Here is a 22,061-nt window from a genome sequence, read left to right as displayed (position 1 = left end):
CCCCGCGGTGTTCGCCGTCGCCGTGCTGCGGCCCCGTTCCCGATGACTCCCGGAGACGCTCATGTCGGAATGGCTCGTCCTCACACTCGCCCTGGTCGCGGCCACCGCCGTCGTCCTGACCATCGCCCTCCTCAACAACCGCCGGCTCCCCGCTGACGACGACCCGTCCCAAACCCCCGATGTCATCGAGTACATGACGATGATGATCGGCGTGGTCTACGCGATCGTGCTGGGCCTCGCCATCGCGGGCGTCTGGGAGGGCCGCAGCGCCGCGCAGGAGTACGTACGCCAGGAGGCACAGGCCCTGCACGAGGTCAGCGCGCGTTCGTCCGTCTATCCGCAGGAGGTGCGCACCCGCATCCGGGCCGACGTCGACGCCTACGTCAGCTATGTGGTGCACGACGAGTGGCGGACCATGACCAAGCAGGGGACGCTCAGCGGCCACGGGGCCGAGCTGCTGAACCGGGTGCGCGCCGACGTGACGGACTACCGGCCGAAGACCGACCACGAGGGGGAGGCATACCAGCCCCTGGTCGACCAGGTGGCCGCCGCCGACGACGCCCGCAGCGCCCGGGGGCAGAGCGCCGGGGCGACGATGCCGGGTGTCGTCTGGTTCGGGCTGATCATCGGGGCCCTGGTGACCGTGGGGCTGATCTTCACGCTGCAAATCCGCCGGACCTTCCGCGAGCTGCTGCTGGCGGGCCTCTTCAGCGTGCTGATCGCCTTCCTGCTCTTCCTGATCTGGGACTTCGACTCACCATTCGGGCGGGGCTTCTCGGCCACCGCCGCACCCTTCCTCGACCTGTTCCCCGGGGCCGCGGGCGGGTAGCGAACCTCCCCCGGGCGGGTGCGCCGCACGGGGGACAGCGGTGCCCCGTTCGCCGGACCCCGATCGCGGGCGAAATGCACCACTTCTAGCGTGGGCCGCATTCGAGGTGCATTACTGACACTTTGTGGAAATCCGTTCCGCAGCTGCTCCTCGGGGACCCGGAGGATTCACCATGCGCGCAATACGTGTCGCCCCCGTCGCTCTGCTCGGTGCCGCGGCGCTCGCCCTGACCGCCCCGGCCGTCAGCGCGTACGCCGCGACGGCGGGCGGTCCGTCGGGCGGCGGGAGCGGATACACCGTCACGCCGTCGGTGGTCGCGCCGGGCGGCAAGGTCACCCTGGCGGCCAGGGGCTGCTCGACCACGGCCACGGCGTCCTCCGGGGTCTTCGACACCGTCACCATCCCGATGAACGGCAGCGCCCCGGCCACGGTCGACTGGGACGCCAAGCCCGGCGCCGCCTACGAGGTGACGTTCATCTGCAACACCTCGCCCAGCTCCACGGCCAAGGTGAATCTCACGGTCGGCGCGGCCACGGGCACGCCCACCACGAGCTCGACCCGCACCGCGGCGCCCTCGGCCTCCCCGGCCGGTGTGCAGGGCGGCCTCGGCGGCAGCATCGACAGCGTGAACTCCGGTGAGATCGTGGCCGGCACCGCGCTGGCCGTGGCCGCCGGTGCCGGTGTCGTGTTCTTCGTGCGGCGCCGCAGGGAGAGCCGCTCGCACTGACCGGTGCGAAGAGGTGTGCGGAACGAGAGTCGCCCCGGTCCTGTCACAGGACTCGGGGCGACTTCGGTTATCGGTCCGGTGGGAGCGTCCTCGCGGTCAGGCCGCCCCATGGCCCGTCCTGCGGCGGCGCATGAGGTACATGCCTCCGCCGAGAGCCGCCGAGGCGACCAGGCCCGCACCGACCCCCATCTCGGCCGGGGTCGCGGCCACCGAGCCGCCGAGGCCGCCCTGCGCGCCCCGGCTGTCGAGCACGGTGAAGCGGTGGCCGGCCGTCCGGTCGGTGCCGTCGCACCGCACGGTCAGGCTGTACGAGCCGGGCGTCGCGTCGTTGAGGATGCGGACCCGGGCGTGGCCGACCCGGCCGGCCGAGAGCCGCGTGGTGCGGAACGCGTTGGACGAGACGCTGCCGCCGCGGCCGCATCCCTCGGCGCTGACCTGCATGGCCGCGCCCTGGTGCACGCGCTCGGGGTTGACGGTCACGTTGTTCGGGCCGTTGTTGCGCCCGTTGTTGTTGCCGTTGCCGTTGCCGTTGCCGTTGCCGTTGCCGTTGCCGTTGTTCCAGCCGTCCTGGTCGTTCCAGTCGTTCTGGTTGTTGCCGTTGTTCTGGTTGTTGCCGTTGTTCTGGTTGTTCCCGACGTCTCCACCGGCGGCCGCCATCGGGGCGCCGAGCCCGAGAGCGGCGACGGCGGTCGCGGCGACAACGAGAGCGCGTGTAGCACGCATCGTTCGAACCTCCACCGGGAAGCGCCCCGGGGCTCTGTGCGCCGGGATGGATCGACGAGAACGCCTCCCATGACGAACCCTCACCAGATCCTTGATCGCGCGCATTTCGGCACTGCTCCACACCGGTGATCCGACACGCCGGGCGCGCGCGCCCGGAACTGAGGGATGCGCAGGTCACAGGCCGTCAGGATTTTTATCCATGCGCTGCTCCGATAAGCATCCGAGTGTGTCGCCGCCACCCGTTCGCCCTTCTCTGATCGCCGCCCGGCCGCACCGCGTCTAGCGTCGTGCTCGTCGCGACGAAGGGAGAACCATGGGCCGGGACACCTGGCGCCCCGAACGGATCAGGCACTCGCCCTGGGGCGCGCTCGCCCTGGCGATGCTCACCGGCATGGCGCTGATGCGCAACGGTGCCGACCTCTCCCCCGGCCCGCCGCAGCCGGTCGCCGCCGCCTCGGTGGGCCACCAGAAGAACGCCCCGGCCTCCCCGGTGGCGGGCCCGGCCGTGAAGCCCCTGCCCTACGCACCCGTCGCCCGCGTCGCCATCCCGGCCATCCAGGTGGACGCGCCGGTCATCGACGTGGACCTCGACCCGGACGGCTGGATCGAGACACCGCCGCCGGAGGACCCGAACCTGGCGGGCTGGTACCAGAACGGCATCGCGCCGGGGCAGCTCGGCACCTCGGTCGTCGTCGGCCATGTCGACAACAAGGCGGGCCCCGCCGTCTTCTACAGCCTCGGCTCGCTGAAGAAGGGCGACCGTGTCGAGATCGACCGCAGCGACGACCGGGTGGCGGTCTTCGAGGTCTACGGGGTCGAGGTCTTCGCCAAGAACGACTTCCCCGGCGCCCGCGTCTACGGCGACACCGGACAGGCGGAGCTGCGGGTCATCACCTGCGGCGGCGGATACACCAAGGCCAACGGCTACGACGGCAACGTCGTGGTCTTCGCCCGCCTGGTGGAAACCCGCTGAGCCCCGCCCTCAGCGGCGTCGCGGCACCGTGAGCCGGTATCCGTCGGCCAGCAGCTCCGGCAGATACCGGCGCAGCGCCGCCACGCTCTGCGAGCGGTTGCCGCCCGCGTCGTGGGAGAGCACCACGACCCCGGGGCCCGCTCCCTCCGTGACCCGGCGGACGATGCTGTCGGTGCCGGGCACGGTCCAGTCGAGTGTGTCCACGGTCCAGGCCATCGGCTCCATGCCCATCGCGGCCCCGATCTCGAAGGAGTCGCGGTTCCAGGCGCCGTAGGGCGCCCGGTACCAGAGCGGCGCGGCGCCGGTGATCTTCTCGATCACGTCGCTGGTGCGGCCCAGCTCGTCGGTGATGCCCGCCCGGGAGAGCCTGGTGACCAGGGGGTGCGTCCACGAGTGGTTCCCCACGGTGTGCCCCTCGTCGGCGATCCGGCGGACGAGGTCCCGGTTGTCGTTCGCCATCTCGCCGCAGAGGAAGAACATCGCCCGGACGTCGTGCTCGCGCAGCGTGTCCAGGATGTGCGGGGTGTAGAGCGGATCGGGGCCGTCGTCGAAGGTCAGCACCATCGCGTGGCCGATGTCGGTCAGCTTCTCGAACGGCCGGGTGCGCACCGGCGGCGCCGCGGGGCGGTAGCGGGGCGGCGTGTGTCCCGTCATGGGCCGCAGTTTATAGGCGAGCGGTCCGGTCCGCAGGGGGGTGGCCCGCGGTCCCGCCGCCCCCGCGGCCCGCGGCTCGGGGCGCGGCGGGGAGCCGACGGGGTCCGCGGCGACGAGGCGCACGGCGGTGGCGGCGCCCAGGCCGGCGGCCAGCCGCAGGAGCGTTCTGCGCAGGGGCAGCCTGTGATCACTCTTCATGCCCCACTGCTCGCACGTCCGCTCGGCCGCCGACCTCTGCGACACCGCTTGCCGGGGGTTTCGCACCCGGATGGCGGGAGTGCGTCCGCGCACGTGGCGGCGGGAGCGCGGCCTTCGGGAGGCCGGGCCGGGGGTGGCGGAGCGAGCCGATAGCCTCACTGTCGTGACAGATCAGCAGCCCCACCAGTTCGAACGTGGCACAGACGGACCGAAGGTGATCGTCTCGGGCCTCGATGGTTCCGACTCGTCGATGCGTGCGGCGGCCTATGCCGCCGGGCTCGCCCGTCGCCAGCGGGCCAAGCTGGCCCTGGTGTACGTCCAGCCCGTGCTGCCCGCGGGTGCCGCGCTCGGAGCTCCGATCGGGGACGCGACGGGGGAGGTCGCCGAGGGCCTGGTGAGCGAGATCCGGGCGGCGACGGAGCGGCTGAAGGACATATGGGACGTGCGCTGGGAGTTCCACACGTTCCGCGGTGACCCGTACAACGGTCTGGTGACGGCCGCCGACGAGCTCAAGGCGGACGCCGTCGTGGTGGGCGCATCGGAGTCGGCGGGGCACCGCTTCATCGGCTCGGTGGCCGTCCGTCTGGTGAAGGCGGGCCGCTGGCCGGTCACCGTGGTTCCGTAGCCCCCTTCCGGGAGCCGTCCGACCGCTCACCGCACCATTCGCCGCTCGGTGCGACCGCTCGTCGCACGGGGCGGCGTTTGTCCTGTCCCTCGTGGCCTGAATGCGCTCGTATACGCCAGTCAGCAGCGAGGCGGCAGGGCCTTGGCGGGAAAGGGCGTTCACCATGACCACGACGACGACCGATGAGCGGGCCCTCGCGGAGCTCCAGCGGGAACACGGACCCGCCCTGTTCCACTTCCTGCTCGGTCTGACGTTCGGCGACCGGCAGCGGGCCGAGGACCTGCTCCAGGAGACGCTGGTGCGGGCCTGGCAGCACCCGGAGGCGTTCGACGGTCCGTACGAGTCGATGCGGCCCTGGCTGTTCACCGTCGGGCGCCGGCTGGCGATCGACGCCCGCCGCTCGCGGCTGGCCCGCCCCGCCGAGGTCGGCGACGTGGTCCTGGAGTGCGCCCCGGCCGCGACCGACACCGCCGAGTCCGCGGCCGCCGCGCTCGACGTACGCGAAGCCGTACGAGCCCTGAGCCCGGAGCACCGGTCGGTTCTGGTGCAGATCTACTTCCGCGGGCTGAGCGTGGGCGAGACCGCACAGGTGCTCGGGATACCGGCGGGCACGGTCAAGTCCCGCTCGTACTACGCGCTGCGGCTGCTCTCCCGCAATCTGCCCGGTTACTCCAGCAGATCCTCCGCACGCAGCAGTGCCAGCAGCTCCGCCGCCTCCGCGACCGCCGCGTAGTCGGCGGTGCAACGGTCACAGCAGCGCAGGTGGCGGGCGACCTCGCGGGACTCGGCGGCGGGCAGCGCGTCCAGGACGTAGGCGCCGAGCAACTTCCGCACGTGAGGTCCCTCCCCGGGGTCGGCGGTCATCGCAACCTCATGTCTGTGACGGATCGGGTCCGGCGGATCCTGTCCTTCTGGCCACGCGGGGCGCGCTCCCCCGGTTCAATGCTGCGTGGGGAACCGGCCGGGGGCCCGCCGGCCGCACGGTCCCCGCACCCGGTGCCGAGAAGAGGAAATGAGGCGATTCGGGATGCGCCCGGAACGTCATGAGGGGCCCGGCGGGGGCGAGCTGCCGGTCCCGATGGCCTGGATGTACGCGGAGTACCTCGCCGACGAGCTGCTGCGGACCGGTGACCTGATGGAGCCGGCGACGCTGGAGTACCGGGCGGGGCGCGACGCGCTGGCCCTGACGATCTTCCTCCTGGACAGTGCGGTGGCCGAGGCGCTGCCGGCGACGCGGGTGGACGAGCTGCGGCTGCTCACCGCGTACGGGACGCCGTGGCGCCGATGGGTGTGCGATCGGCTGGGCGCCCCCGCGCAGGGCTGCACGGACGCCGATCTGGCGCTGGCCCGGGCGGCCTGGCGGTGGCTGGAGGAGACCGAGCTGCTGGCGGCCGATCTGGAGGCCATCGGCCCGCTGCCCTGGGAGCAGGAGGGCGGCGAGGACCCGGGCGCCGAGGAGGCCGCCCAGGTGTGGACCCCGGCATGGCAGCTGGGCCTGCCGCTGGGGCATCTGGCGATCCACCTGTACTGACGGGGCGGGCGCGTCAGGAACCGTGCACCCCGGCACGGTACTTCGGCAGCCGTACGGTGATCCGCATCCCGGCACCGATGCCCGTCTCGATGACGAGGCCGTAGTCGTCCCCGTACACCTGGCGCAGCCGTTCGTCCACGTTGAGCAGGCCGATTCCGGTGGACCTGCCGCCCTCGCCGCGCAGGATGTGGCGCAGCCGCCGGGGGTCCATGCCGGTGCCGTCGTCCTCGATGACGACCTCGGCCTCGGAGCCGGCGTCCAGGGCGCTGATGGTGATGCGGCTGGAGGTGACGGCGCCTTCGAGGCCGTGTTTGACGGCGTTCTCGACGAGCGGCTGGAGGCAGAGGAAGGGCAGGGCCACGGGCAGTACCTCGGGGGCGACCTGGAGGGTGACGGAGAGCCGTTCGCCGAAGCGGGCCCGGACCAGGGCGAGGTACTGGTCGATGGAGTGCAGTTCGTCGGCGAGGGTGGTGAAGTCGCCGTGGCTGCGGAACGAGTAGCGGGTGAAGTCGGCGAACTCCAGGAGCAGTTCGCGGGCCTTTTCCGGGTCGGTGCGGACGAAGGAGGCGATGGCGGCCAGGGAGTTGAAGATGAAGTGCGGGGAGATCTGCGCGCGCAGGGCCCTGATCTCGGCCTCGATGAGCTGGGTGCGTGAGCGGTCGAGTTCGGCGAGTTCCAGCTGGACGCAGACCCAGCGGGCGACCTCGCCGGCCGCCCGGGCCAGGACCGCGGACTCGCGCGGGGCGTAGGCGACGAGGGTGCCGAGCACCCGGTGGTCGACGGTGAGGGGCACCGCGACGGCCCATTGCAGCGGGCAGTCCAGGTCGTCGCAGTCGCTGCGGAAGGCGGTGTCGCGGCCGGTCTCCAGGACGCCGGCGACCTGTTCCATGACGTGCCGGCCGTGGTGGTCGCCCTCGCCGTCCCAGACCAGGACCCGGTCGCGGTCGGTGAGGCACAGGGCGTCGGTGCCGAGCAGGGAGCGCAGCCTGCGGGCGGACCTGCGGGCGCTGTCCTCGGTGAGCCCGGCGCGCAGCGGGGGCGCGGCCAGGGACGCGGTGTGCAGCGTCTCGAAGGTGGCGTGCTCCACGGGCGTGCCCACGTCGCTGGGGCGCACGGGCCGGGCGGTGCGGCGGCCGAGCAGGAGGCCGCCGCCGAACAGGAGCAGGGCGAGCAGGACGACGACGGCGTATCCGGCCCCGGTCACCGGTGCCTCCCGGAGGTGAGCGCTTCGGGCAGGTGGAAGCGGGTCATGGCGGCGTTGGTGCCGGGGGGTATGCGGCCGGGGGTGGCGAGCGAGACCAGGATCATGGCGAGGAAGCCGACGGGTACGGACCAGACGGCGGGCCAGGCGAGCAGGGCGTGCGGCCAGCCGGGCGGGCGTACCGCGCCGCTGACCGTGATGGCGACGGACAGCAGCGCGGAGCCACCGCCCAGCAGGAGGCCGGCGACGGCCCCTGGCGGGGTGAGCCGGCGCCACCAGATGCCGAGGACCAGCAGCGGGCAGAAGGAGGACGCGGAGACGGCGAAGGCCATGCCCACGGAGTCGGCGACGGGGACCCGGCTGACCAGCAGCGAGCCGGCCAGGGGTACGGAGATGGCGAGGACGGTGGCCAGCCGGAAGTGCCGTACCCCGCGCGAGGGCAGCACGTCCTGGGTGATGACTCCGGCGACGGCCATGGTCAGTCCGGACGCGGTGGACAGGAACGCGGCGAACGCGCCGCCCGCGACGAGCGCGCCGAGCAGGTCGCCGCCGAGCCCGCCGATGACCCGCCCGGGCAGCAGCAGCACGGCGGCGTCCGCGTCGCCGCCGTGGATGAGCTCGGGGGCGTACAGCCGGCCGAGCGCGCCGTAGACGGGTGGCAGGAGGTAGAAGACGCCGATCAGGGCGAGGACGGCGACGGTGGTGCGGCGGGCGTCGCGGCCGTTGGGGCTGGTGTAGAAGCGGACGACGACGTGCGGCAGGCCCATGGTGCCGAGGAAGGTGGCGACGATGAGGCCGTAGGTCGCGTAGAGCGGGTGGTCGGCGCGGAAGGCGGAGAGGTGTTCGTCGAAGGTGATGCGGGGCTGTCCTTCGCCCTGCCAGGCCAGGACCAGGAAGATCGCGGGGACGAGGAGGGCGGTCAGTTTCAGCCAGTACTGGAAGACCTGGACGAAGGTGATCGAGCGCATGCCGCCGGCGGCGACGGCGAGGACGACCACGGAGGCCACCAGCACGTCGCCGAGCCAGCCGGGCGCCCCGGTGAGGATCTTGAGGGTGAGTCCGGCGCCCTGGAGCTGGGGGACGAGGTAGAGCCAGCCGGCGCCGACGACGAGCACGCTGACGAGTCGGCGCACCTGCCGGGACTCCAGGCGCCCTTCGGCGAAGTCGGGCAGGGTGTACGCCCCCGAGCGGCGCAGCGGCGCGGCGACGAAGACCAGCAGCACCAGGTAGCCGGCGGTGTAGCCGACCGGGTACCAGAGCATGTCGGGCCCGTGGACGAGGACGAGTCCGGCGATGCCGAGGAAGGAGGCGGCGGAGAGGTATTCGCCGCTGATGGCGGCGGCGTTCAGCCGGGGGCGCACGGTGCGCGAGGCCACGTAGAAGTCGGAGGTGGTGCGGGAGATCCGCAGTCCGAATCCGCCGACGAGGACGGTGGCCAGGACGACGGCGGCGACGGCCGTCACCGCGTACGTGCGGCTCACGGGGCGGGGCGGCCTTCCACGAGCCGGGCGAAGTCGCTCTCGTTGCGCTCGGCGCGGCGCACGTACCACCAGGCGAGGAGCGTGAGCGGCGGGTAGGCGGCGAAGCCGAGGACGGCCCAGACGACGGCGGAGCTGTGCAGGGCCTCGAAGACGAGGGGCAGGGTGCCGACGACGGCGGCGAGGGCGGCGAAGGCGGTGAGCCCGGCCCGCAGCTGCCCGCGCATCAGCGAGCGGACGTACGCGCCGCCGAGTGCGGTCTGCTCGTCGATCTCCGACTGGGTGCGGTAGCGCGGCAGTGGGCGCACCCGCCGGGGCTCCCCCGTCACCACTTCGCGCCGGGGTGTGGGCTCTGCGGACATGGGGCCGGAGTGTAGGCGGCACCCGGCCCTGCTGGGAAGGGGTTTCGGGCCCGGTAGGCGCTGGTCAGCGGCCGGTGCGGCGCATCAGCAGATCGCGCAGCGCGCGGGTGTGGCGGCGGCTGACGGCGAGCTCGGCGGTGCCGACGCGCACGCTCATGCTGCCGGCGTCCAGGCGCAGTTCGTCGATCCTGCCGAGCGCCACGAGGTGGCGGCGGTGGATGCGGACGAATCCGCGGGTGCGCCAGCGCTCCTCCAGGGTGGTGAGCGGGACGCGCACGAGGTGGCTGCCGGTGGCGGTGTGCAGCCGGGCGTAGTCGCCCTGGGCCTCGGCGTAGGCGATGTCGTCGATGGGGATGAAGCGGATGACGCCGCCCAGTTCGACGGGGATCTGGTCGTGGGCGGTGTCGTGTACGGGTGCGGAGCGGTCCCCGACCTGCTCGGCGACGCGCCGCACGGCCTCGGCGAGGCGTTCGCGGCGTACCGGTTTGAGGACGTAGTCGACGGCCTTGAGATCGAAGGCGTGGACGGCGAAGCCCTCGTGGGCGGTGACGAAGACGATGAGCGGGGGTGCGGCGAAGCCGGCCAGCAGCTGGGCGACGTCGAGCCCGGTCAGGCCCGCCATGTGGATGTCGAGGAAGACGACGTCGATGGCGGACGGGTCGTCGGGGCCCGCGTCGACGGCGCCGCCGATGCGGCGCAGCGCCTCGGTGGCCCCGGTGGCTCCTTCGGCGCTGCGGATGCGGGGGTCGGCGCGCAGGAGGTAGAGGAGTTCCTCCAGTGCGGGTTCTTCGTCGTCGACGGCGAGTACGCGGAGCATGAGGCCGGAGTGTAGGGCCTGCTCCTGAGGTAGGGGCGCCGCTACTTGAGCAGTTTGGACAGGCGGCGGTCCGCGAGTGGTTTGCCGCCGGTCTGGCAGGTCGGGCAGTACTGGAGCGAGGAGTCGGCGAAGGAGACCTCGCGGATGGTGTCCCCGCAGACCGGGCAGGACTGGCCGGTGCGCCCGTGGACGCGCATCGCGCTCTTCTTCTCGGCCTTGAGGCGCCCCGCCTCCACCCCGCCGGAACGGGCGACGGCATCCTCCAGCGTGGTGCGCAGGGCCGTGTACAGCCGGGTGATCTCCTCGTCGGTGAGGTTGGCTGTCAGCTTGAACGGCGACATCTTCGCGGCGTGCAGGATCTCGTCGCTGTAGGCGTTGCCGATGCCCGCGATGAGCGACTGGTCGCGCAGGGCGCCCTTGATCTGGCGGCGTTCCCCGTCGAGCAGGGCGGCGAACGCGTCCCGGTCGAAGGAGGGGACGAGCGGGTCGGGCCCGAGCCGGGCGATCCCGGGCACCTCGGCCGGGTCGCGCACGAGGTGGACGGCGAGGCGTTTGGTGGTGCCGGCCTCCGTCAGGTCGAAGCCGTCGCCGCCGGTGAGGACGGTGCGCAGGGCGAGCGGGCTCTTGCCGGGGCGGGGCGGGGCGTCGGGGAAGCCGTCCTTCCAGCGGAGCCAGCCGGCCCGGGCGAGGTGGGTGATCAGGTGCAGCGGTCCGACGCCGATGTCGAGGAACTTGCCGTGCCGCGTCACGTCCGTGACCGTTGCGCCGTGCAGGGCGGTGAGGGGCGGGTCGTACGTCTTCAGGACGCTGATGGCGAGCGGGAGGACGCGGTCGATCTCCTTGCCGACGAGGTGGTCGTCGAGGAAGAGCCGCAGGGCTTCGACTTCCGGCAGTTCGGGCATGGTTCCAGCCTGCCGCAGCCGTGCCGGGGGCGCCTACCGGAGGCCGTAGACGCGTTCGGCGGTGGTGGCGAGTACGGCGTCCCGCTCCTCCTCGCCCAGGTCCCCGATCAGGGTGCGGGCGGTCTCCAGGACCTCGGTGTACGTCGCCGCGAGCCGGCACACCGGCCAGTCGGAGCCGAACATGAGCCGGTCGGGGCCGAAGGCGTCGATGACGGTCTCGGTGTACGGGCGCAGGTCCGCCACGCTCCAGGTGCGCGGGTCCGCTTCCGTGACGAGCCCGGAGAGCTTGCAGACGGTGTTGGGGAGGGCGGCGAGCGCCCTGAGGCCGTCGGCCCAGGGGTGGGTGCGGCGCGCGGCGATGGGTGGTTTGCCGGCGTGGTCGAGGACGAGGACGAGTCCGGGCAGCAGGGCGGCGGCCCGGGTGGCGGCGGGCAGCTGGTGCGGGAGGACCACCAGGTCGTAGACGAGCCCGGCATCGGCCACGGCGGTCAGGCCGCGCAGCACGGCGGGCCGCAGCAGCCAGTCGGGGTCGGGTTCGCCCTGGACCTGGTGGCGCAGGCCGACGAGCCGGTCGCCGCCGGGGAGTTCGCGCAGGGCGGCCAGGGTGTCGGCGATGTCCGGGGCGGTGAGGTCGCTCCAGCCGACGACACCGGCGACCAGCTCGCTGCCGTCGGCGAGCGCCAGGAACTCGGGGGTCTCCTCGGCCACCGTGACGGTCTGGACCAGCACCGTCGCGGTCACTCCGGTCGCCCGGGCCTCGGGCTCCAGGTCGGCGAGGGTGAAGTCGCGGCGCAGGGGCGCCAGCTCCTCGCCGGTGATCCAGTCCTGGTCGCGTACCGAGAGGTCCCAGACGTGGTGGTGGGCGTCGACGACGCGCGGCCGGGCGGTCATCTCACAGCTCCCAGACGACGGGGAGCCCGGCTTCGGCGCCCTCGGTCGAGTAGTCGTGCGCGACGTCCAGGAGCCCGTCCATCCGGGCCTGCCAGGCGACGTTGACGGGCAGGTGCTCCAGTTCGGCCAGGAGGCGGGCGTAGTCGTCACACTCGATGAGGTGGAACAGGTCGGTGCCGCTGCGCCAGATCGTCCAGGAGCCGGCGCCCGCGGCCCGGATCGCGCGGGTCAGCTCGGGCGGGACCTCGCGGTGCGCGGCCTCGTACGCGGCGACGCGGTCGGCGCGGACCTTGGTGTGCAGGGCTATGCGCACGTCAGTGTCCGTTCCCGGCCAGCAGGCCCTGGTCGCGCAGGTCGTCCCAGAGGGCGTCGGGGATCTCCCGGTTCAGCTGTGCGGCGGCGTCGCGCACCTCGTCCGGGGAGCGGGTGCCGACGAGGACACCGGCGACGGCCGGGTGGGTGAGCGGGTAGTGCAGGGCGGCGGCGCGCAGCGGCACGCCGTGGGCCTCGGTGACGCCCTTCAGGTGCAGGGCGCGGTCGAGCAGGTTCAGCGGGGCGGTGGCGTAGTCGTAGGTCGCGCCGGGGCGCGGGTCGGCCAGGAGGCCGGAGTTGAAGACCCCGCCGACGACGACGCTGCGGCCGCGTGCGGCGGCGGCCGGCAGCAGGTCGGTGAGCGCCGACTGGTCGAGGAGGGTGTGGCGGCCCGCGCAGAGGACCACGTCGACGTCGGTGTCCAGGACGAAGCGGGTGAGCATCGCGGTCTGGTTCATGCCGGCGCCGATCGCCCCGACGACCCCTTCCGCGCGCAGCCGCTCCAGTTCCGGGTAGCCCTCGCGGAAGGCGGCTTCCGCGTGGTGGTCGGGGTCGTGGAGGTAGGCGATGTCGATGCGGTCGAGGCCGAGGCGGTCCAGGCTGTCCTCGATGCTGCGGCGGACCCCGGCGGCGCTGAAGTCCCAGCGGCGGCGGTGCGTGGCGCGTACGGCGAAGCCCTCGCTGAGCCCTTCGGAGGCGGCGGCCTCACCGGCGGGCAGCGGGTCGAGCACCCGGCCGACCTTGGTGGAGAGCGTGTAGGCGTCGCGTGGGCGGCGCCGCAGCGCTTCGCCCAGACGCCGTTCGGAGAGACCGAGTCCGTAGTGCGGGGCGGTGTCGAAGTAGCGGATGCCGGCGTCCCAGGCGGCGTCGACGGTCGCCGCGGCCCGCTCCGGCTCCACCGCGCTGTAGAGGTTGCCGATGGCGGCCGCGCCGAAGGAGAGTGCGGTGATCTCGACCGCGCTGTTTCCCAGTCTGTTGCGCCGCACTGCTCCGCCGCCCTGCTCGATGATCGTTGCCACACTGCGTATATTCATCGGATCACTTGGGCGCGTCAACACCCCTTGCACCACCAAAATGCGGCCACGGCGAAGCTATCTGTCCGATCTATGAGACCGACCGCCTCCCCTCCCCCGCCACCGCGAGGAGTCCGGCCGCCTCCTCCTCGACGCACCGCGCCAGCCGCTCCAGGTCGGGGAGCGCCTTGCCGTCGGCCACCAGGCCGATGTGCACGCGTGAGCCGTACGTGGTCAGCGCGACGGCCATGGACTGGCCCCGGGCCAGCGGCGCCATCGGGTAGAGGGCGCTCAGGGGGCAGCCGGCCAGCGAGAGCCGTGAGCGCGGCAGGGGCACGCTGGTGACCAGGACGTCGAAGAGCATCCGGGCCGCGTTCCCGGCGAGCGGGGCGCCGAAACGGTGGGCCAGCGAGGGAAGCTGGTCGGCCAGTACCGCGACCGCGCCCGCTCCCCGCAGCGGCCCCGCCGCCTTGTTGCGGTCCATCGCCCCGCGTACCGCCCGCAGCCGCTCCCAGGGGTCGGCCTCGCAGACGGGGAGGCCGAGGAGATAGGCGGAGAGCCGGTTGCCGTTCGCGGTGGCCGCGCCGCCGGGCCTGCGACGGGATACGGGGACCAGGGCGCGCGGGTCGTCGCCGGGCAGGGACTCGCCGCGCTCCAGCATCCAGTGGCGCAGCGCGCCCGCCACGACCGCGAGCAGCACGTCGTTGCCCGTGCCACCGCAGACGCGCCGGATCCGCCGCACGGTTTCGAGGTCAAGGTCGGCCGTGGCCAGCCGCCGGGTCCCGCTGGAGCCGGCCCTGAGCGCCGGCGCGCCGCGCGGATCGAGGCGGCCCGCCCGCACCAGCGAGGCGCCGACGCCGAAGGCACGGCCGAGGTCCTCGATCCGGCCGAGGGCGAGCACGGCGACCTGGCGCGGGCCCGGCATCCAGGAGCGGGGCGGCACGGGGCGCGGCAGGGCGGACGGGGCGGCGGACCGGGGGCGGGCCGTCGCGGAGGCGATCTCGTCGAAGATCCCGGCCCCGATGGCGACCGCCCGCATGCCGTCGGCCAGCGCGTGGTGGAGTTTGACGAGCACGGCGAAGGTTCCGTCGGCGTCCGGGTCGATGAGGTACATCTCCCAGGGCGGCAGGCCCCGCCGCAGCGGCCGCTCCATCAGCTCGCCCGCGAGCCCGGTCGCCGCCGCCATGAAGCCCTCGCCGCCGGGTGCGCTCCGATCGGCGGGCAGCGTGACGCGCATGACGTGGCGGTGCACGTCGAAGTCCTTGTCGGCGAACCAGGCCGCGCCGCCGACCGGCAGCAGCACGTCGCGCACCCGCATGCGCAGCCGGGGAATCGCCGAGGCCCGGGCGCCGAGGAGTTCGAGGAGCGTGTCGGGGCCGGGGGCCCCGTCCGGCGGCGGGGCGAACACGGCGAGTGCGCCGAGGTGCATGGGGTGGGCAGCGGACTCGAGGTGCCAGAAGGCGAGATCGAGGGGTGCCAGTAGCTCAGTGCCCAACGGGTCCTCATGTCATCGAAGACGGAGACCGGCCACGACGCAGCCAACCTCTCGCGTTCCGTTACGGTCAAGTACCGCCATGTTACGTTCAGTTACAGGTCGATTGCGCTCAATCCGCCCTCCGTTCGGGCCACGCGCGGGCCGGGTCAGCCGCGTGGCGGAATGGCGAATTCGCACCAGACGCATTTGCCGGTGCCCCGGGACTCGACGCCCCAGGCGTCCGCCAGCTGGTCGACCAGCATCAGTCCGCGCCCGGAGACCCCCGACTCACCGGCGTCCCGGCGGCGCGGCAGGGCGCTCGACCGGTCCTCGACGTCGACCCGGAGCCGCCGACCGGGGCCGGTCAGCACCCGGATGGTGACGATCGCGCCGCCGTCCGTGTGCATCAGGGCGTTGGTGGTCAGCTCGTCGGCGGCCAGTTCGACCTCGTCGGCCCGGTCCTTGGCGCCCCAGGCCCGTACCGCCGCGCGGATCATGTGGCGGGCCGAGCTGAGGGCCTCCGGGTCGCTCTGCGCGACGTGCTGCTGGAGCCGGCCGCCTGGCTGCGGGGCCTGTGCGGCCTTGCGGCGCAGGAGCAGCACCGCCACGTCGTCCTCGCCGCCGCGCTCGTCCACCGAGGCGCAGAGCCGGTCGGCCAGCTGCTGGAGATCCTTCGGGCCGCTCCTGATCAGATCGCTGAGCTGCTGCGTACCTTCGTCGAGATCGGAGCCCGGCTGCTCCACCAGGCCGTCGGTGAACAGCACCATGGTCTGTCCGGGGTCCAGCTCGACCGTGCCGACCGGATACTCCAGCCGGCCGAACTCGGCGGAGAGCCCGAGCGGCAGCCCACCCTCGGACGGCAGCCTGCGGCAGCTCCCGTCGGCGTCGCGCACCAGCGGGTCCACGTGCCCGGCCCGGACCAGCTGGACCACCCCGGTGGTCAGGTCCGCCTCCACGTAGGTGCAGGTGGCGAAGCGGTCGGTGTCGAGTTCGTGCAGGAAGACGGAGGCCCGGGCCATGACCGTGGCGGGGCTGTGCCCCTCGGCGGCGTACGCCCGCAGAACGATGCGCAGCTGCCCCATCACGGCGGCCGCGTGGGTGTCGTGACCCTGGACGTCACCGATGACGGCGCCGACCCGGCCGCCGGGCAGCGGGATGACGTCGTACCAGTCGCCGCCGATGTCCCGGCCCAGCCGGGCCGAGCGGTAGCGCACGGCGATCTGGGCGCCCGGCACGTCGGGGATCCGGCGCGGCAGCATGGCCTGCTGGAGCCCTTCGGCGAGGTCGTGCTCCTGTTCGTAGAGCATGGCGCGCTGGAGGCTCTGGGCGATGGAGCTGCCGAGGGCGAGCAGGAGGTTGCGTTCGTCGGCGGTGAAGCCGTTCTTGCCGCTGTAGAGCAGGCCGAGCGCGCCGATGGGGCGGGCCTGGGCGATCAGCGGCAGATAGGCGGCCGAGGTGATGCCGAGGTGGCTGATGTGGGGCCACAGGACGGGGTAGGAGTCGGCGAAGTCATCGGCCGACTCGATGAAGCGTGGGCCGAGCGTGCGGACGACCTCGCTCATCGGGTACTGGTCGTCCGTGCGGGTGTAGCGCGTCCCGGGCACGAACGACCCCTCGGGCCCGTCGGCCACCAGGTGGATGCGGCCGGCCTCGATCAGCCCCATGACCAGGCTGGTCGCCCCGAGCAGGGCCATTCCCTCGGAGTTCTTCAGGACCTCGATGACGTCCTTGACCGTGCGGGCGTGGGCCAGCGCCGCGGTGGTGGCGTCCACGAGGCTGGTCCTGCGGCGCAGCTCCTCGTCCAGCTCGCGGCGGGCGGTGGAGTCGGCGAGCTCCTGGGTGGCGTCCCTGACGATGCCGATGATCCGGCGCGGCCGTCCGGCGCCGTCGCGCCGGACGAAGCCCTGGGTGTGCGCCCAGCGCAGTGTCCCGTCGCGCCTGTGCACGCGGAAGTAGGCACCGTAGTCGGCGCGGCCGCTCTTGAGCGCCTGGGACACCATGGCGTCCAGCCGGACGGCCTCGTCGGGCGGCACGCGCCGCCCGAGCGACTCCGGCCGGTTGTCGTACTCGTCGGCCCTGAGGTCGAACACGTCGAGGGCGGTCCGGTCCATGTGCATGAGGCCGCTGTCGAGATCCCAGTCGAAGCTGCCCATTCGGTTCAGGGCGAGGCTGAGATCCGGGTGGGCGGGCCAGTCGTCCGGGAGTGACAGGGCACCCGCTACCCGATCATCCATGTGCGTCACTCTGCCACCATTTGTCCGAATCTTCGACTGAGCCGTCCATCTGGTGAATGTGCAATGGAACACATTTTCGGAAGCTCCAGAGGGGCCGGTTTTCAAGGAATTCGGGCGCAGGGCGACAGGACGGCATACCGGATACCGGCCGGTAACTCAGCCCCGCCCCGAAACCGGGCAGGAGCAGCGGCTAACGTGTGGACGGGGTCGACTAAGCCTTGCCTTACTAATCCGGCCCTGTTTCTGCTCATCCGTTCGAAGGAACAGCTCGCCATGACACGCCCCGTCCGCGTCGCCATCGTCGGAGCCGGTCCCGCCGGCATCTACGCAGCGGACGCGCTGCTCAAATCCGACGCCGCCGCCGACCCGGGCGTCTCCATCGACCTGTTCGAGCGGATGCCCGCACCCTTCGGCCTGATCCGCTACGGCGTGGCCCCCGACCACCCGCGCATCAAGGGCATCGTGCAGGCGCTGCACCAGGTGCTGGACAAGCCGCAGCTGCGCCTCTTCGGCAACGTCGACTACCCGAACGACCTGGGCCTCGACGAGCTGCGGACCTTCTACGACGCGGTGATCTTCTCCACCGGCGCCGACGCGGACCGCGCCCTGGACATCCCGGGCAACGACCTGGACGGTTCGTACGGGGCCGCCGACTTCGTCTCCTGGTACGACGGCCACCCGGACGTGGAGCGCACCTGGCCGCTGGAGGCCGAGAAGGTCGCCGTGCTGGGCGTGGGCAACGTCGCCCTGGACGTGGCCCGCATCCTGGCCAAGACCGCCGACGAGCTGCTGCCCACGGAGATCCCCGCCAACGTCTACGACGGCCTCAAGGCGAACAAGGCGCTGGAGGTGCACGTCTTCGGGCGGCGCGGCCCGGCGCAGGCCAAGTTCAGCCCGATGGAGCTGCGGGAGCTGGACCACTCGCCGAACATCGAGGTCATCGTCAACCCCGAGGACATCGACTACGACGAGGGGTCCATCGAGACCCGGCGCGGGAACAAGCAGGCCAACATGGTCGCCTCCACGCTGGAGAACTGGGCGATCCGCGACGTCGGCGACCGGCCGCACAAGCTGTTCCTGCACTTCTTCGAGTCCCCCGTGGAGATCCTCGGCGAGGACGGCCGGGTCACCGGGCTGCGCACCGAGCGCACGGAGCTGGACGGCACGGGCAATGTCCGGGGCACCGGCACCTTCCACGACTGGGACGTCCAGAGCGTCTACCGGGCGGTCGGCTACTACTCGCAGGAGCTGCCGAAGCTGCCCTTCGACGTCGCGTCCGGCACCGTGCCGCACGCCGCGGGACGGGTCCTGGCGGGCGGGGAGCCGATGGAGTCGGTGTACGTCACCGGCTGGATCAAGCGGGGGCCGATCGGCCTGATCGGGCACACCAAGGGCGACGCCAACGAGACGGTCGCCTGCCTCCTGGAGGACCACGCCGCGGACCGGCTGCCCACCCCGGCACAGCCCGAGCCCGAGGCCGTCACCGCGTTCCTGGAGGCGCGCGGCGTCCGCTACACCACCCGCGAGGGCTGGTACCGCCTGGACGCGCACGAGCGCGCCCTGGGTGCGGAGCAGGACCGCGAGCGGATCAAGGTCGTGGAGCGCGAGGCCATGCTGGACGCCTCCGAGGCCGGCAGCTGACACCCGCGGCGAAGGCCCCGTACGCCCGGTCCGGGTGTGCGGGGCCTTCGCCGTACAAGGGGTGTCAGCGTCCCTGGAGCGCCTTCACGTTGTCGCCGAAGGTCCAGTTCTTGGAGCCGTCCCAGTTCAGCGACCAGGTCATCAGGCCCTTGAGGCTGTTGCCGTAGTGGTTCCATGCCTGGGAGACGAGGCCGGGTGCCATGTGGCCTCCGCCGGCGCCGGGCTGGGCGGGCAGGCCGGGGACCTGCTTGTCGTAGGGGACCTTGATCGTGGTGCCCTGGATGACGAGCCCCTTGTTCAGGCAGTCCGTCTGAGCGGTGAAGCCCTGCACGGTGCCGGCGGAGTACGAGTCGCCGGAGCAGCCGTACATGCTGCCGTTGTAGTACTGCATGTTCAGCCACCAGAGCCGGCCGTTGTCCGCGTACTTCTTGATGATCGGCAGGTACGCGCCCCAGATCGAGCCGTAGACGATGCTCCCGCCGGTGACGTACGCCGTCTCGGGCGCCATGGTCAGACCGAAGTTGGACGGCATCCGCGCGAGCACGCCGTCGATGATGCGGATCAGGTTGGCCTGCGATGCGGAGAGCTGGTTGATGTTGCCGGTGCCGGTGAGGCCGGTCTCGATGTCGATGTCGATGCCGTCGAAGTTGTACTTCTTCAGGATCGGCACCACCGTGTCCACGAAGCGGTCGGCGACGGCCGTGGAGCTGAGGTCGATGCCGGCGGTGGCGCCGCCGATCGACATCAGGGTGGTGAGCCCGGACGCCTTGGCCTGGCACATCTCGGCGGGCGTGGGGACCTTGACGGTCGAGTCCATCCCGTCCTGCCACTGGACGGTGCCGTCCGAGAGGATGACCGGGAAGGCCGCGTTGATCACGTTGTAGCCGTGCTGCGGGATGCGGCTGTCGGTGACGGGGATCCAGCCCAGCGGCGGGTGCACCCCATTGGACGCCCCGTCCCAGTTCTCCCAGTACCCCTGGAGCACCTTGCCCGTGGGCTTCGACTTGACCGCGCAGGTGTCCTCCTGCGCGGCGCTCGGCTTGGCCGCGACGAGCATCGGAACGATGCACGCCGCCGCGAGGCCGACCCCCAGCAGACGTGATGTGCGACCGAACATGGCGGGACCTCTTCCTCGAATGGCATGCCCCTGACAACACGCAACCGGATCGTGAACGCCGCCCAACGTAAAGTGGTCCAGACCTTCCGTCAATAGGTCTGGACCAAAGTGGGGCCGGTGGGCCTCATGGGGAGGCGTGCGCGTCGCGGGCCCGCTCGCGCACCCGGTCCGGGTAGCGCTCGGTGAACCGGACGGCGAGGACCAGCAGGACGACGGGGATGATCCAGTTGTACCAGTCGGCGCCGGACGAGGTGTGCAGCGCCAGGAGGCCCAGCAGGGCCGTGACGGCGAAGACCGCACCCCACAGCAGCGTCAGCACCCGGTTGACGTGGCGGAACACGGGCGAGCCCCACACCTCGCGGGGCGTGGACTCACGGGCGTACTGCTCCGTGAAGGGGACGAACGCCAGCGAACCGAGGGCCACCACCGCGATCACGCCGCTGGACAGGACCTGCGCGTACCGCTCCACCCAGTACAGGTCCTGCCGGTCCAGGAACAGCGCCAGGACGCTGAGGACCGCGAAGAAGACGATGCCGGTGGCCTCAAGGATCTTGAAGGAACCGCGGCGCATGTCCGGCAGGTTGAGCGCGACGGCGGCCACCAGGGCGGCCAGCGCCGCGTACTCCCAGGTACTGGGAGAGGCGATGACGATGAAGATGATCCACGGGGCGAACGCGAAGAAGAGGTTCCCGGTGCGCCGCCCGGAACGGACCTGATCCACCGGACACCTCCGAAGGGCGTGGGCCCGGCACGGCGACCTGCCGCGCCTTCCATGGTGGGCCCTCGGGAAGACCGCCGCATCCCGTGCGGACGACATCCGTTCCGCGTTGCGACGGGCCGGGGCCGGAGATTGAATGAAGGGTCAGCCCGGCCCGCATCCGGGTGCGCACCGCCCCGGCGAGGGAGGCCGCCATGGCCGCACATACCGCACACCCCTTCGACCCGAGCCGTGTCGTCCATCTCTCCGGCCGCTTCGCCCCGGTCACCGAGGAGGTGGACGAGGCGGATCTCCACGTCACGGGCGCTCTGCCCGACGAGCTGGACGGGGTGTTCCTGCGCAACGGGCCCAACCCCCGCTTCACACCGATCGGTTCGTACCTCTACCCCATCGACGGGGACGGCATGCTGCACGGGGTGTGGATCTCCGGCGGCCGCGCCCGCTACCGCAACCGGTTCGTGCGGACCCCCGCCGTGGTCGCCGAGGAGCGGGCCGGGCGGGCGCTGTGGGGCGGGATCGAGTCGATGATCCTGCCGCAGGCGCCGGACGTCGAGCCGGAGTTGGCCAACACCTTCCGGGACATGCCCGACATCAACGTGGTGCGCCACGCGGGACGGCTGCTGGCGCTCGCCGAGTCCGACTGCCCGTTCCTGATGACGCCGGAGCTGGGGACCGTCGGGAAGGAGACGTTCGGCGGGGCGCTGCCGGCCGGGATCACCGCGCACCCCAAGATCGACCCGGTCACCGGCGAGATGCTCGTCTTCTGCTACGGCCTCGAAGCGCCCTACCTCACCTGGTCCGCGATCGGCCCCTTCGGCGACGTGGTGCGCGGTCCCACCACGATCGACGGGGTGGACGAGCCGATGATGATCCACGACATGGCGCTCACACCGCGCTTCCTGGTGATCGTGCTGGCGCCCGTGTTCTTCGACATCGACGCGGCGATGAACGGCGGCTCCATGATCGACTGGCGTCCCGAACGCGGCACCCGCGTCGCCCTGGTCCCCCGCGACGGCGGCCCGGTGCGCTGGGCGGCCGACGACGCCTTCTGGCTGTGGCACACGGTCAACGCGTTCGACACCGAACCGGACGGCGGAGACGTGGTGCTCGACTACGTGCAGTGGACGCGCCTGGCCATGGGCACTCCCGACGAGGCCGGACGACCCAACCGAGCGGGCCTGGTGCGCGCGGTCATCGACCCCGATGCGGGCAGCATGCGCCGCACCGTCCTGGACGACGCCCGGATGGAGCTCCCCCGCACCGACGACCGCCTGATCGGCCGGCGCCACCGCCAGCTGGCCGTGGCCTCGGACTCGGGCAACCCGGATCTGCTGCCGGGCGAGTTCGACGAACTGCGCTGGTACGACGGCGGCGACCCCTCGGGCCCGCATGTCGCGTGGCGGGCCGGAAACCTGTCGGTGGGCGAGCCGGTCTTCGCTCCCGTTCCGGGCACCGGCCCCGGCGAGGCCGGCTACTGGATGACCTATGCCACCGACCGCACCGACGCGAGCAGTTGGCTGCTCGTCATTCCGTCCGAGGACCCGGCGTCGGGCCCGGTGGCCCGGGTGCGCATTCCGGTGCGGGTCCCGCTGGGCCTCCACGGGAACTGGCTGCCGACCGAGGAGTGAGCCGGCCGCGCCC

23 protein-coding genes are annotated in these 22,061 nt (G+C 72.3%); 8 read left to right on the top strand and 15 right to left on the bottom strand.

Annotation, left to right across the window (positions count from 1 at the left end; translation table 11 throughout):
- Window positions 1-61: 61 nt before the first annotated feature.
- Entirely contained in the window at window positions 62-829 is a 768-nt protein-coding gene (locus E6R18_RS05610; RefSeq protein ID WP_136315714.1) for a DUF4239 domain-containing protein, read from the top strand.
- A gap of 172 nt (window positions 830-1,001) precedes the next feature.
- Window positions 1,002-1,556 (top strand): hypothetical protein, encoded by a 555-nt coding sequence (locus E6R18_RS05605; protein ID WP_136315713.1) that lies wholly within the window; start codon window positions 1,002-1,004, stop codon window positions 1,554-1,556.
- Between the two features lie 96 nt (window positions 1,557-1,652).
- Here E6R18_RS05605 and E6R18_RS05600 read toward each other — a convergent pair whose 3' ends face one another.
- Window positions 1,653-2,279 (bottom strand): hypothetical protein, encoded by a 627-nt coding sequence (locus tag E6R18_RS05600; RefSeq protein ID WP_136315712.1) that lies wholly within the window; start codon window positions 2,277-2,279, stop codon window positions 1,653-1,655.
- 313 nt (window positions 2,280-2,592) lie between these two features.
- On the opposite strand from E6R18_RS05600, the gene E6R18_RS05595 reads away from it, so the two are divergent.
- A complete protein-coding gene (locus E6R18_RS05595) occupies window positions 2,593-3,252 on the top strand; it encodes a class F sortase (protein ID WP_136315711.1) in 660 nt (219 codons plus the stop codon).
- A gap of 9 nt (window positions 3,253-3,261) precedes the next feature.
- Here the strand turns inward: E6R18_RS05595 and E6R18_RS05590 are convergent, their stop codons facing one another.
- The gene (locus E6R18_RS05590; protein ID WP_136315710.1) at window positions 3,262-4,104 is read right to left on the bottom strand and encodes a polysaccharide deacetylase family protein; all 843 of its coding nucleotides are present in this window, start codon (window positions 4,102-4,104) and stop codon (window positions 3,262-3,264) included.
- A gap of 163 nt (window positions 4,105-4,267) precedes the next feature.
- Here E6R18_RS05590 and E6R18_RS05585 point away from each other — a divergent pair, with 163 nt between their 5' ends.
- A complete protein-coding gene (locus E6R18_RS05585; RefSeq protein ID WP_206308221.1) occupies window positions 4,268-4,729 on the top strand; it encodes a universal stress protein in 462 nt (153 codons plus the stop codon).
- Window positions 4,730-4,892: 163 nt separating this feature from the next.
- Window positions 4,893-5,462: a sigma-70 family RNA polymerase sigma factor gene (locus E6R18_RS05580; protein WP_136315709.1), complete on the top strand. Its 570-nt coding sequence runs from the start codon at window positions 4,893-4,895 to the stop codon at window positions 5,460-5,462.
- On the opposite strand, the gene E6R18_RS05575 is transcribed toward E6R18_RS05580, so the two are convergent.
- Window positions 5,396-5,593, bottom strand: coding sequence for a zf-HC2 domain-containing protein (locus E6R18_RS05575; protein WP_136315708.1), 198 nt, complete (start codon window positions 5,591-5,593; stop codon window positions 5,396-5,398). The two genes, E6R18_RS05580 and E6R18_RS05575, sit on opposite strands and share 67 nt — an antisense overlap.
- Before the next feature lie 163 nt (window positions 5,594-5,756).
- Between E6R18_RS05575 and E6R18_RS05570 the strand changes: the two genes are divergently transcribed.
- Complete coding sequence (locus tag E6R18_RS05570) at window positions 5,757-6,260, top strand: hypothetical protein (RefSeq protein WP_136315707.1); 504 nt, start codon at window positions 5,757-5,759, stop codon at window positions 6,258-6,260.
- A gap of 13 nt (window positions 6,261-6,273) precedes the next feature.
- Here the strand turns inward: E6R18_RS05570 and E6R18_RS05565 are convergent, their stop codons facing one another.
- The 10 genes from E6R18_RS05565 to E6R18_RS05520 form a co-directional block, all read right to left on the bottom strand.
- Window positions 6,274-7,464 carry a histidine kinase gene (locus tag E6R18_RS05565; RefSeq protein WP_136315706.1) on the bottom strand — a complete coding sequence of 397 codons (1,191 nt, stop codon included), beginning with the start codon at window positions 7,462-7,464 and terminating at the stop codon, window positions 6,274-6,276.
- On the bottom strand, window positions 7,461-8,942 hold the full coding sequence (locus E6R18_RS05560; protein WP_136315705.1) for a cation acetate symporter: 1,482 nt from the start codon (window positions 8,940-8,942) through the stop codon (window positions 7,461-7,463). The genes E6R18_RS05565 and E6R18_RS05560 overlap by 4 nt, the downstream gene beginning before the upstream one ends.
- Window positions 8,939-9,301, bottom strand: coding sequence for a hypothetical protein (locus E6R18_RS05555; protein ID WP_136315704.1), 363 nt, complete (start codon window positions 9,299-9,301; stop codon window positions 8,939-8,941). Before E6R18_RS05555 ends, E6R18_RS05560 begins: the two co-directional genes overlap by 4 nt.
- 64 nt (window positions 9,302-9,365) lie before the next feature.
- Window positions 9,366-10,118: a LytTR family DNA-binding domain-containing protein gene (locus tag E6R18_RS05550; RefSeq protein ID WP_136315703.1), complete on the bottom strand. Its 753-nt coding sequence runs from the start codon at window positions 10,116-10,118 to the stop codon at window positions 9,366-9,368.
- A 41-nt stretch (window positions 10,119-10,159) separates the two neighbouring features.
- The gene (locus tag E6R18_RS05545; protein ID WP_136315702.1) at window positions 10,160-11,020 is read right to left on the bottom strand and encodes a DNA-formamidopyrimidine glycosylase family protein; all 861 of its coding nucleotides are present in this window, start codon (window positions 11,018-11,020) and stop codon (window positions 10,160-10,162) included.
- A gap of 33 nt (window positions 11,021-11,053) precedes the next feature.
- Window positions 11,054-11,911 carry an amidohydrolase family protein gene (locus E6R18_RS05540; protein ID WP_136315701.1) on the bottom strand — a complete coding sequence of 286 codons (858 nt, stop codon included), beginning with the start codon at window positions 11,909-11,911 and terminating at the stop codon, window positions 11,054-11,056.
- Window position 11,912: 1 nt separating this feature from the next.
- Window positions 11,913-12,224: an L-rhamnose mutarotase gene (locus E6R18_RS05535; RefSeq protein WP_136315700.1), complete on the bottom strand. Its 312-nt coding sequence runs from the start codon at window positions 12,222-12,224 to the stop codon at window positions 11,913-11,915.
- A 1-nt stretch (window position 12,225) separates the two neighbouring features.
- On the bottom strand, window positions 12,226-13,242 hold the full coding sequence (locus E6R18_RS05530; RefSeq protein WP_136315699.1) for an aldo/keto reductase: 1,017 nt from the start codon (window positions 13,240-13,242) through the stop codon (window positions 12,226-12,228).
- An 85-nt stretch (window positions 13,243-13,327) separates the two neighbouring features.
- Window positions 13,328-14,731 (bottom strand): wax ester/triacylglycerol synthase family O-acyltransferase, encoded by a 1,404-nt coding sequence (locus E6R18_RS05525; RefSeq protein ID WP_136315698.1) that lies wholly within the window; start codon window positions 14,729-14,731, stop codon window positions 13,328-13,330.
- Between the two features lie 146 nt (window positions 14,732-14,877).
- Entirely contained in the window at window positions 14,878-16,944 is a 2,067-nt protein-coding gene (locus tag E6R18_RS05520) for a SpoIIE family protein phosphatase (protein ID WP_206308220.1), read from the bottom strand.
- 273 nt (window positions 16,945-17,217) lie between these two features.
- On the opposite strand from E6R18_RS05520, the gene E6R18_RS05515 reads away from it, so the two are divergent.
- Window positions 17,218-18,585, top strand: coding sequence for an FAD-dependent oxidoreductase (locus E6R18_RS05515; RefSeq protein ID WP_136315697.1), 1,368 nt, complete (start codon window positions 17,218-17,220; stop codon window positions 18,583-18,585).
- A gap of 64 nt (window positions 18,586-18,649) precedes the next feature.
- On the opposite strand, the gene E6R18_RS05510 is transcribed toward E6R18_RS05515, so the two are convergent.
- On the bottom strand, window positions 18,650-19,702 hold the full coding sequence (locus tag E6R18_RS05510) for a chitinase (RefSeq protein WP_136315696.1): 1,053 nt from the start codon (window positions 19,700-19,702) through the stop codon (window positions 18,650-18,652).
- 124 nt (window positions 19,703-19,826) lie between these two features.
- Entirely contained in the window at window positions 19,827-20,423 is a 597-nt protein-coding gene (locus tag E6R18_RS05505) for a hypothetical protein (RefSeq protein WP_136315695.1), read from the bottom strand.
- A gap of 191 nt (window positions 20,424-20,614) precedes the next feature.
- On the opposite strand from E6R18_RS05505, the gene E6R18_RS05500 reads away from it, so the two are divergent.
- The gene (locus tag E6R18_RS05500) at window positions 20,615-22,048 is read left to right on the top strand and encodes a carotenoid oxygenase family protein (RefSeq protein WP_136315694.1); all 1,434 of its coding nucleotides are present in this window, start codon (window positions 20,615-20,617) and stop codon (window positions 22,046-22,048) included.
- Window positions 22,049-22,061 lie beyond the last annotated feature (13 nt).

The organism is Streptomyces sp. A1277 (assembly GCF_004795015.1).
Taxonomy (GTDB): Bacteria; Actinomycetota; Actinomycetes; order Streptomycetales; family Streptomycetaceae; genus Streptomyces.
The sequence above is the reverse complement of the archived record's forward strand: the minus strand, read 5'-3'. Positions and strand labels throughout refer to the sequence as shown.